The 11,081-nt window shown below is 51.3% G+C and carries 10 protein-coding genes; 8 read left to right on the top strand and 2 right to left on the bottom strand.

Annotated elements, in window-relative coordinates:
- Positions 1-302 precede the first annotated feature (302 nt).
- The 3 genes from A0129_RS12245 to A0129_RS12235 all read left to right on the top strand — a co-directional run bounded on the left by A0129_RS12245 (position 303) and on the right by A0129_RS12235 (position 3,778).
- Positions 303-1,511, top strand: coding sequence for a hypothetical protein (locus tag A0129_RS12245; protein WP_291715354.1), 1,209 nt, complete (start codon positions 303-305; stop codon positions 1,509-1,511).
- 88 nt (positions 1,512-1,599) lie between these two features.
- Positions 1,600-2,682, top strand: coding sequence for a hypothetical protein (locus A0129_RS12240; protein WP_291715352.1), 1,083 nt, complete (start codon positions 1,600-1,602; stop codon positions 2,680-2,682).
- Between the two features lie 85 nt (positions 2,683-2,767).
- Complete coding sequence (locus A0129_RS12235; RefSeq protein WP_291715351.1) at positions 2,768-3,778, top strand: DUF2804 domain-containing protein; 1,011 nt, start codon at positions 2,768-2,770, stop codon at positions 3,776-3,778.
- A 3-nt stretch (positions 3,779-3,781) separates the two neighbouring features.
- Here the strand turns inward: A0129_RS12235 and A0129_RS12230 are convergent, their stop codons facing one another.
- Entirely contained in the window at positions 3,782-3,946 is a 165-nt protein-coding gene (locus A0129_RS12230; protein WP_040513190.1) for a rubredoxin, read from the bottom strand.
- A gap of 248 nt (positions 3,947-4,194) precedes the next feature.
- On the opposite strand from A0129_RS12230, the gene apbC reads away from it, so the two are divergent.
- From apbC to dcd, 4 genes are all read left to right on the top strand, one after another.
- Complete coding sequence (apbC, locus tag A0129_RS12225; RefSeq protein WP_291715350.1) at positions 4,195-5,286, top strand: iron-sulfur cluster carrier protein ApbC; 1,092 nt, start codon at positions 4,195-4,197, stop codon at positions 5,284-5,286.
- Positions 5,287-5,318: 32 nt separating this feature from the next.
- Positions 5,319-6,323, top strand: a complete 1,005-nt coding sequence (locus tag A0129_RS12220) for an alpha/beta fold hydrolase (RefSeq protein ID WP_291715349.1) — start codon at positions 5,319-5,321, stop codon at positions 6,321-6,323.
- 74 nt (positions 6,324-6,397) lie between these two features.
- Positions 6,398-6,910, top strand: a complete 513-nt coding sequence (locus A0129_RS12215; RefSeq protein ID WP_291715347.1) for a hypothetical protein — start codon at positions 6,398-6,400, stop codon at positions 6,908-6,910.
- A 54-nt stretch (positions 6,911-6,964) separates the two neighbouring features.
- The gene (dcd, locus tag A0129_RS12210; protein WP_105029183.1) at positions 6,965-7,531 is read left to right on the top strand and encodes a dCTP deaminase; all 567 of its coding nucleotides are present in this window, start codon (positions 6,965-6,967) and stop codon (positions 7,529-7,531) included.
- Here the strand turns inward: dcd and A0129_RS12205 are convergent.
- Entirely contained in the window at positions 7,495-8,403 is a 909-nt protein-coding gene (locus tag A0129_RS12205) for a hypothetical protein (RefSeq protein ID WP_291715345.1), read from the bottom strand. The genes dcd and A0129_RS12205 overlap by 37 nt on opposite strands.
- Before the next feature lie 413 nt (positions 8,404-8,816).
- Between A0129_RS12205 and A0129_RS12200 the strand changes: the two genes are divergently transcribed.
- On the top strand, positions 8,817-11,072 hold the full coding sequence (locus A0129_RS12200) for an arginine/lysine/ornithine decarboxylase (RefSeq protein ID WP_008250818.1): 2,256 nt from the start codon (positions 8,817-8,819) through the stop codon (positions 11,070-11,072).
- The last annotated feature ends 9 nt before the right edge of the window (positions 11,073-11,081 follow it).

Genomic DNA, 11,081 nt, shown 5'->3' with positions numbered 1-11,081 from the left:
AGGGATTGAGAGGTAAAAGAGGTAGTTCTGCTGAACATCAGCGTAAATAGTTGCCCAATCCATGAAAGGCGTCCCCTTAGAATCTTATTTTTTGTTGGTAAAGTATAAAGATATATAGTCGTCGATCTATTTTTGGACGGCTTTTTCTAATCTGTCTTGTCTCGTTCGCCAGTATAACGATCTATGGCTGCCCGCTAGGGGGTGGAAATTAGATCAATTATTTTAATAATTACTTCAGGATGATCGTTTTGGATTTCTCCTTCCTACATTTGGGGCTGCCAGCTTGGGCTGTTTTTTTGGTCATGGCAGCGACAGGACTGTTTCTTGCCTGGTTTTTCCAGGCTGCGGCACTCTGGTTGATGTTCAATCCAAAAGAATTCAAGGGATGGCGTATTCCTTTGTTCAGAAAACTGGGCTTACACCAACTGGGTCTTGAGGGGCTAGGCTGGCAGGGTTTGGTACCACACCAAAAATCGGTTATGGCTGAAATAGCCGTGCGCCTGATGACTCACAAGCTACTTCCACTGGATGAGATGATCAAGCGCATTCCGGCACAGGGTTTGTCGGATCGGCTGACTCCACCCATGCAAGAGACTGCGGACCTCGCATGCCGCGAGGTGATGCTGAAGCACAAGCCCACCTTGTGGGAGAGTTTGCCAAGTTTCTTGCAGAACTCGATTATTTTCAGAATTCGCGGCATCGTGCCTGAAGTGGCCAAACAGATTATTCTTGATTTACAAAAAAAGCCTGCCTACTACTTGAGCCTGAAAACGCTCGTGCTGGATGTAGTGACCAGCAAACCATTTTTGGTTGTTGACCTCTTCAAGAGTGCAGGCAAAGACCCAATGGCGTACCTCATCCGTTTCTCGCTAGTAGCGGGGCTGGTCGTGGGTGTATTGCTGGCAGGAATTTCACTGTTTGGCATTCAATGGTATTGGCTGATTGTGGTGGGTGTGGTGCTTGGCGCACTGGCCAACGAACTGGCGCTGGAGAGCCTGTTCTTCCATCCGGATCATGGCACCATTCGTTTGGGCAAGTTCACGGGTTTTTTCTTCCGCGATCAAAAACACATTTCTGAATTGTTCGCGCAAACCGCCGCACGTGAAGTGCTGACTACCGAGAATATCGTTTTGGCGCTTTGTCGCGGGCCCAACGCAAAGAATTTGTCATCGTTGATTGATTACCATGTGCAAAGGGTGATGGATCTGGAGTCCAGTGGGGTCAAGCCATTGCTGGTCACCATCCTCGGTGCCGAGCAATGGGTGGCCATCAAACGCGATGCTGCAAAAATTTTTGCCAGCAAACTAGAGGCACACCTCATGGCGGCGCGTGTTTACCTGAATGATGCCTTGCGAATCGAGGAAGTCATTGTCGAAAGGCTGTCTGGCCTGCCAGCTATGGAGTTTGAAAAAGCGCTGCGCCCGGTATTTTCCCGATATGAATGGATGATGCCCTTGATCGGTGCCGTGTGGGGTGCCGTTTTGGCCGCGATTTTATTGATTCTGGTTTAATTGCAACCAGTTTTGAATCCGCATTCGGGTTGTCAGAGTATTACTTACAAATTCGACAACACAAACACTATTAGATTTTGGAGGCGACATGTCCACACAGGTAATTGGTTCAGTCAATGAGTTGGAAGGCCCGGTCAGCATCATGCGTGACGGCGAAACCCGATCATTGGCCGCTGGCGATTCCATCATGGCTGGTGATGTGATCACTGCCAGCGATTCTGGACGCGCATCCATCATATTGTCTAATAGTTATGGTGAGCCGATCGGCAATTTGCTGGTCGCTCCGACTGGGAGTGTTATTGCCGACACCACATTGAAAAACGGCCAAACAGCCCTTGTTTTTGAAGCCTTGTCAGACGATGGCGTGACAATCGCAAATCTTGATCCCGATTTTGCTGAGATGGTTGAATTGCAGGGTGTGGATCAAGCCGGTGCCGAAGGCGGCATGTTCGGTCTGTTTGGTGGTGGTTTGTTGGCAGGTGGTTCACTCGGTGGCACGGCTGCAGCAGTAGGCGCGGGTGCTGTGGGCCTGGGTTTGCTTGCTTCTTCCAGTGACGATGAGGGATCGGGGCCGACCAATTCCACGGGTGGTGGCACGGTGGATGACAATGATGACGATGGCAATGGCGGTGGTGACGACGGTGGTGATACCGGAGGCACAACGGGCACGCCTTTGGATGCAGTGCTGGATCCTGTGTTTGACGGTTTGGCAGGTACCCCTCTGGCGGCAGTGACTGATCCTTTGGCCGATGCACTGGGTATGCTGGGCGATGCGGCTGGCGGTGGCGGCGGTGAAACTGACGGCCCCACAGGCACACCTTTGGATGCAGTACTCGGCCCACTGGCTGATGCTGCTGGCGGTGGTGGTGAAACTGACGGCCCCACGGGCACACCTTTGGATGCAGTACTCGGCCCACTGGCTGATGCTGCTGGCGGTGGTGGTGAAACTGACGGCCCCACAGGCACACCTTTGGATGCAGTACTCGGCCCATTGGCTGATGCAGCAGGTGGTGGCGGTGGTGATTCAACTGGCGGAACAACAGGTACACCGCTGGACGCAGCGCTTGATCCTTTGTTGGGTATGGCAGCCGATTCACCTTTGGCACCGATCACCAGCATGCTGGACCCGGCGATTATTACCGATGCAATCGGCGGTGGTTTGCCGGTTTAATCAAACACTTTGCAGTGAATTCGCCTTTCTAGCGGGAGGCAAAACGTGACAAAATCGGGCAAGTCTAACTTGCCCGATTTTGTTTATGGATTTGATTAACGCCAAAGGTGTACCCACTTGGGGGCGAATGTCCGCCTTGCCCAGCCAAATCAATTGGCAGCAGTATGATGCGCGCAATGCCATGGGTGCAAAACGCATGGCTTGGCAACGGCGTTTTCTGTTCAAGCACTTTGATTTTTATGGTGTACTGGGCCAAGGGTTTACGTTTGGCTGCGGCATGGTTCGCCTTGGCCTGCTGAATTCAACATTTGCTTACCTTCATACCGCACAGGGTTTGTATCGAATTCAATTTGATTTGCCTTTGGATGTGGGCTTTCAAAGCGACTACAAGCCAATTGGTCAAAGTACCTGGACTCACCCATTCAAGAAACATCACCAGGTGTTGGCTGTGCGTACGGAAACATCACGTTCGTTGAACTTCCGTTTGGGTGATTCATTTCACGGCCAAGTCTCCATTGATTGTCGTGAATCCGAAACCCTCGCTCTCAATACGCCTGTTGCCAACACAGGTTTCGCCTATGCACAGAAGAGCAGTGGCGGGGCTGTTACCGGCCATGTGCATTTGAACGGCATTGATTATTTGATCAATCCAGAGAAGGACGGTTGTTACCATGATTGGACCGCCGGTTTTTTGCGACGCGAAACCTTCTGGAATTGGGCATGTGCCAGTGGCCGTACTGCGCCTGGTCAGCCCTTGCTTTCATTGAACGTGGCACGTGGGGTGAATGAAACCAGTGCGCATGAGAACGTACTTTGGGTCAATGGTCAATTGAATAACCTGCCGCTGGTTCTTTTTGAGTATGAGCGTGACAATGTTCATGCACCCTGGCGAGTGTACTCGCAGTGCGGCTCTGTCGATTTGCAATTCACACCCCAAGGCAGTATCGACGACCACCGAAACCTGTTGGTGTTGGCCAGTCGGTTCAATCAGTGTTTTGGTGAGTTCAGTGGCACCGTTACCCTGAAAGAGACGGGTGCCACCTACTCACTAGATGGTTTGACGGGGTGGTGCGAGGACCATTACGCCAAGTGGTAGTGCTTACACCTCAACCATTTCGAAATCGCTCTTAGCCACGCCACAGTCTGGACAAAGCCAGTCTGCTGGTACATCGGCCCAAAGTGTCCCGGCGGGAATGCCCTCTGAAGGCATTCCGGCAGCCTCGTCATAAATCAGGCCGCAAACGATACAAACATAAGTTTTCATTTCAAGATCTCCAACAACATTTGAATTTTTGTGCAGCAATGCTATCAAGTTGTGTGAAAAAAAGTTGGTACGACGCTCAAGTCATAGAAAATGGCGATGACTTGAGGGTAATTAATAGATTTAGGGTAAACGACAATCATTAGAACGCAAGGCTTTCTGTTGGGTGTAAGCCTGCTGTGTGAAAAACAGGCTAGACTCACGCCTATATAAACAAAGACCATACCAGACAAGATTTGAGGAGAGTGTGTATGTCAGTGAGTACCGACACCGTACGCGAGGCATTGCGTAGTGTCATTGACCCCAATTTGAACAAAGACTTCATCAGCGCCAAACTGATCAAGAATATTCAAGTAGACGGCGGCGATGTCAGTTTTGATTTGGAGTTGAGCTATCCGGGTAAAAGCCAGCTGGATGGTTTGCGCAAAGCGGCCATCGCGGCAGTGCGTTCACAGGTTCAAGGCGTTGAAAACGTCAGTGTTAACGCCACCATCAAAATTCAAACCCACGCCGTGCAGCGTGGCTTAAAGCCGATGCCCAACGTCAAGAACATCATTGCAGTTGCCTCTGGCAAAGGTGGTGTGGGCAAAAGTACCACCGCTGTGAACCTGGCCCTGGCACTTGTCGCGGAGGGTGCACGCGTGGGAATGCTGGACGCGGATATTTACGGACCTTCGCAGCCCACCATGCTGGGCATTACCGGGCGACCACAATCGGACGACGGTCAAATTATCGATCCGATGGAAGGGCATGGCGTGCAAGCCATGTCGATCGGCTTTCTGATCGACGAAGACACGCCCATGGTGTGGCGCGGTCCCATGGTAACCAGCGCACTTGAACAGTTGTTGAAGCAAACTAACTGGAAAGACCTGGACTACTTGATTGTGGACATGCCACCTGGCACCGGCGATATTCAGCTGACACTGTCACAGAAAGTGCCGGTAACTGGCGCAGTCATCGTGACCACCCCGCAAGACATCGCTTTGCTCGATGCACGCAAAGGCCTGAAAATGTTCGAGAAAGTGGGTGTACCCATTCTTGGCTTGGTTGAAAACATGGCTATTCATGTGTGCACAAACTGTGGTCACAAAGAACACATCTTTGGTGACGGTGGCGGCCAGAAAATGGCCAAGGATTACAACATTCATTACCTGGGTGGCTTGCCGCTCGACATGCGGATTCGCATGCAGGCGGATTCTGGCAAACCCACGGTAGTGGCTGATCCTGACGGCGATTTGGCGAAAACCTACAAGGAAATTGCGCGCAAAGTGGCAATCCGCATTGCTGAACAGTCGAAAGACATGTCCTTGAAGTTTCCCTCCATTGTGGTGCAGAACACTTAAATTTGTTTTCTCAAGGCGGCTCGGGGGTTCTTGTGCCTAAAGATGAACTGACCTTTCACAAAGTGGCCAGCCCGCCGCCGAAGGCGGGGTTGGCAGGCGTGTGGTCAGTTCCGCCATTGGAATTGGATTTAGGCGGAAACCTGGCTGTATGGGCGGAGCAGGGCTTGGCCCAACCCCTCGCCAGCAATGCACGTCAGCTTCCTTGGCTTGTTCTCCACGGCGGTCCCGGTGGAAGTCTGGGGGCCTCTCACGTGGCGCCCATTCGATATGCAGGTCTGCCTTGGTTCGGGTTTGATCAGCGCAACAGCGGTCTGAGCGAAGATCTGGATCTGAGTGTGATCGACTTGCAGCGTTTCGTCGATGATGCGCTCGAGGTTGCCGATCGACTGAATATTCCAAAATTTCACATTCTGGGGGGGTCTTGGGGTGGCACTCTGGCTTTGGCGATAGCTGCGTACCGGCCAGAGCAAGTTGCCAGCGTAGTGCTGCGCGCCCCGTTTTTGCCCATGCGCCCTCGTGTAGACGCTTTTTTTGAGTCGCTGGAACGTATAGCCCCCGATTATTTTGCGGAATATTTCGGTCCCGGTGCCCGAACGGATTTTGTTTGCGAATGCTTTGACGTTGCCACTCCCGAGCATCTTTTGGAGTTATCGGTGGCTTGGAACAAACTTGAGAATGCCTTACTGACTGGCAAGGTCGGGAGTTTTGATCGCAAGCGACCTTTTCTAAGTGATGTCCAAGAGCTCGCATTGGTGCGAAAGTACCGACTGCAAGCTCACTTCTTGAGGCACGACTGCTTTCTTTCTCCACATGATCTGAATTCCCTTTTCTCGAGCATCGCTCAAGCCGAATGGCCTTTGTCGATCATTCAAGGGCTAAACGACCGTGTTTGTCCTCCAGGTGGTTCAAGGCTGCTTTCTGAAATTATTCTGCGGTCGACTTTGATCGAGCTTCCTGACACTGGACACCTCGCGGAATCCGGCGGCATGCTCACCGCCATTTCGCAGGAAGTGTCCCGCCATCATTTGCTGGTCTGAAGTAAGTTAACACGGAACCTTCCTGTCATCTTCTCTACTCAATCTAGGTCAACTTGATTGAGTCGCTTTAATTCATGAATAAAAATCCCTCACCTCGCTCTTCGTCGAGGGCTTCCTCTGAGCCCGTCTCCCCAACGTCTGCTGCACCGCGCCTCGAATCGGGCTTCTCCCATGTCGAAGCGAACCTCCTCCACGAGTCGATCGGTCTGGCCGGCATGCGATGGTTCGATGGGCAGGGTGTGATCATGGCCAAGAAAGAGCAGTTCGAACTGTCGTTTCGCGCGGGTGAGTCGCAAAACGCACGGTGGGTGGTCATGGCATTTCCCTTGTACAACATGAATGAACCCAGTTCGGCTGAAATATGCCTCCATTTTTTGGCTGAGGCACACGCGATGATTCATGTGCTTGATTTCCAGTATCAGGTGGGCATCAATATGGAGACGGAAAACCTCGAGTTTTTGATGCAATTGCCTCTTGAAGGAGTCACGGGCGCGCAATTGGCCAATCTGATTCAGGTATTTTTTGATGCACTCGCCAACTCGGTCATGCAGGAATTAACCGAGATTCTCGATGGGATGAATCAGTGATCACTTGTCTCATGTAACATTTCGCCTATTGAACTTCACTAAAGCAACGTAAGCATGAGCATTAAATCGGACAAATGGATTCGCAGGATGGCTGAAAGCACTGGGATGATAGAGCCCTTTGAGCCCGGCCAGGTTCGTTATGCAGGCGACAAAAGAATCGTGTCGTATGGCACCTCCAGCTATGGTTACGATATTCGCTGCGCAGACGAGTTCAAGATTTTTACCAACATCAACAGCACCATTGTGGATCCCAAAAATTTCGACGAGAAAAGTTTTGTGGATTTCAAAGGTGATGTGTGCATCATCCCCCCGAATTCTTTTGCCCTGGCGCGCACCGTGGAATATTTCCGGATCCCGCGCAATGTACTCACCATTTGCTTGGGGAAAAGCACCTACGCCCGCTGTGGCATTATTGTCAACGTTACCCCCTTTGAGCCAGAGTGGGAGGGGTATGTAACACTGGAGTTTTCGAACACCACGCCACTGCCCGCCAAAATTTATGCGGGCGAGGGTTGTGCGCAAGTGCTTTTCTTTGAAAGCGACGAGGTGTGCGAAACGTCGTACCGCGATCGTGGCGGCAAGTATCAGGGCCAAGTGGGCGTGACTTTGCCAAAAACCTGATTTCGCACGGGCTGCTGAATATTTCCTTTCCAGTCATGGGTTAACTGAACATTCAACTTGGCCAACGTCAGCATAAGCAGTGCAACGGCACAGGCCATCGCGCCTACGGTGGAAACCCCCACCAACAGTGGTGACATTGGCACTGAAATAGCGGCGGCCGTACCGACCGACGCTGTCATTCCCAGCCGACAGCCCAATACACTGCCAATCTTTTTTCCTAACAGCTTGTTGCCGATGGCAACGCCGATATGCTTGTCATAAGAGACAAGCAATTTATTGATGCCCTGAAACGTACCGTAGGCCACATGCATTAGTGACCTCGTAAGCGGACCATACTGGTGAAGGTTTTGCCAAATGTAATTGCAGTTGGTCCGCCGTTTCGACACCAAATGTTGTGGCACTGAGCTTTGGCGTCTGGACATATATTTGACCCAGCGTTGAATTACACAGTGGCGTCGGCCCTCACGTTTCCCGATTTTATTGAGTATGGCGCTGAGCAGGCGTTCTTTGCTGGCAAGCATTGTTCTGGCCACACTCAGGTAAGCGCTGGAATCAAAATGCGATTTCGTTCCCGCGTGACTCACTTCCGCTTGGATTCGTCTCGTGCCCAAGCCCGTTTTAATCATTCCCAGGGCAGCAAGGCTCAAAATTGAGGAGACCCCGTACAGCGCTGCACCAGCCACTTTATGAACCGCCATGCCTGCCAAATTGAGCTGCCCCGAGATTACCCTGCCGACCCCCGAGGCGATCACCAAAGCCAAGTCTGGCTTTTCGCCGGAGGAAATAAGATTTCTTGTCAGGCGTTCAGCCAATCCCGAAATGTCGGCGATTCCCTCCGCTATTTCCTCTGTGTATTTGGCCAGATGAATCAAAGCACGAAGACCACGACTTCTGTATTGCTCGGGTAGTACCAAAGCCCTGTCAAATTCATGCGTATGACCTGCTTTAGCCAATATCTTCGCGCGCAATTTGGCGACACGTTCAAAACCAGTGTCATAGTTGTTCACGTAGTTGTCCATTCTTTTTGTCAAGCCGCAGGCTGGGCGACAAGGCGTTGTGGATGGGGTAGATTGACCGGGCGAGGCTGATGTGGAATTGATCTGCATGAGGGGCAGCTGAGGAGAATAGCAAGAAGGAAAGTGGCCTATTGAACCCGGGTCAGATGACATTTCTGTGAAGTCACTACATGGAGGGATAAATGCATGACAATAGGGCTTGGAACAGGGAGCTGCGTAGTGGATAATGCAGCCTTGTTTTGTGTTGAACCCCGATCACAGGAAGATCAATGAAATTTCGTTTTCCCATAGTCATTATTGACGAAGATTTCCGCTCCGAGAACGCATCTGGTCTCGGCATTCGCGCCCTGGCAGACGCCATCGAGAAAGAGGGCGTCGAGGTATTGGGTGTGACGAGTTATCACGATCTTTCCCAATTCGCGCAACAGCAAAGCCGCGCAAGTGCCTTTATCCTGTCAATCGATGACGAAGAATTCGGCTTGGGCAGCAAGAAGGAAATTGAGGATGCACTGCAGAATTTGAACAATTTTGTGCAGGAAATTCGATTCAAAAATGCAGATATTCCAATTTATCTGTATGGTGAAACCCGCACGTCTCGACATATTCCCAATGCGATCTTGAAAGAATTGCATGGGTTTATTCACATGTTCGAAGACACACCAGAATTCGTAGCGCGCCACATCATTCGTGAGGCCAAAAGCTATCTGGACTCCTTGGCTCCTCCGTTTTTCCGCGCTTTGGTGCATTACGCGCAAGATGGATCTTATTCCTGGCACTGTCCTGGTCACTCGGGTGGTGTGGCGTTTCTAAAGAGCCCGGTGGGTCAAATGTTCCATCAGTTCTTTGGTGAAAACATGCTTCGTGCCGACGTGTGCAATGCTGTAGACGAGCTGGGTCAATTGCTGGACCACACGGGGCCAGTTGCCGCTTCCGAGCGCAATGCAGCGCGGATCTTCAATGCCGACCATTGTTTTTTTGTGACCAACGGAACCTCGACGTCCAACAAAATGGTGTGGCATGCCAACGTTGCGCCTGGAGATATTGTGGTGGTGGACCGCAACTGTCACAAGTCGATTTTACATTCGATCACCATGACCGGTGCTATTCCCGTATTCCTGACCCCCACGCGCAATCACTTGGGTATTATTGGTCCGATTCCGCTGGATGAATTCAAGCCCGAGAGCATTGCCAAGAAAATTGCAAACCACCCTTTTGCCAGCAAGGCCAAGAACAAGAAGCCCCGTATTTTGACGATTACGCAAAGCACTTACGATGGTGTTTTGTACAACGTAGAAATGATCAAAGAGGTGTTGGGCTCTGAAATTGATACTTTGCACTTTGATGAAGCCTGGTTGCCGCACGCCAGCTTCCACCCCATGTACAAAGACATGCATGCGATTGGTCGGGACCGCCCGCGCACCAAAGATTCTCTGGTGTTCGCCACACAATCTACCCACAAAATGCTGGCAGGCTTGTCTCAGGCTTCACAAATTCTGGTGCAGGAAAGCGAAAACCGCAAACTTGATCGCCATATTTTCAACGAAGCCTATTTGATGCACACATCCACCAGCCCGCAATACGCCATTATTGCAAGCTGTGACGTGGCTGCTGCGATGATGGAGCCTCCCGGCGGTACCGCTTTGGTTGAGGAAAGCATCATGGAGGCGCTTGATTTCCGTCGCGCCATGCGCAAGGTTTCTGAGGAGTTTGGCGACGACTGGTGGTTCAAGGTTTGGGGCCCTGATGTGTTGAGCGAAGAGGGCATGAGCCCGCGCGATGACTGGTTGATTCACACCACCGACACTTGGCACGGCTTTGGAAAAATGGCCAATGGTTTTAACATGCTTGACCCAATCAAGGCGACCATTGTCAACCCAGGGTTGGATGTGAACGGTCAGTTTTCTGACGCAGGCATCCCGGCATCAATCGTGACGAAATACCTGGCAGAGCACGGTGTTATCGTGGAAAAAACCGGCTTGTATTCGTTCTTCATCATGTTTACCATCGGCATTACCAAAGGCCGCTGGAATACTTTGGTGACTGCGCTTCAGCAATTCAAGGACGACTACGACAAAAACCAACCCTTGTGGCGTGTCATTCCTGAGTTTTGCCAAGCCCATCCACGCTATGAACGCGTGGGCTTGCGCGATTTATGCAACACGATTCACGACATGTATCGCAAGAAGGATGTGGCACGTTTGACTACAGAAATGTACTTGAGCGACATGCAGCCCGCGATGGTGCCTGCCGATGCCTACGCCAAAGTGGCCCATCGAGAAATTGAGCGTGTGGCAATTGATGAACTGGAAGGTCGCATTACCTCGGCATTGTTGACGCCTTATCCGCCGGGAATTCCATTGTTGATCCCCGGTGAAATTTTCAATGCGACGATTGTGGATTATTTGCGCTTTGCACGCGATTTCAACAAGCAGTTTCCTGGCTTCGAGACCGATATTCACGGTTTGGTCGAAATTGAAGATGAGCAGGGCAACGTGAGTTATTTCGTAGATTGTGTGAAGGTATAAAGGGTTTAG

Source organism: Limnobacter sp. CACIAM 66H1, assembly GCF_001601825.1.
Classification (GTDB): Bacteria; Pseudomonadota; Gammaproteobacteria; order Burkholderiales; family Burkholderiaceae_B; genus Limnobacter.
This window is presented reverse-complemented; position numbering and strand designations above follow the sequence as displayed.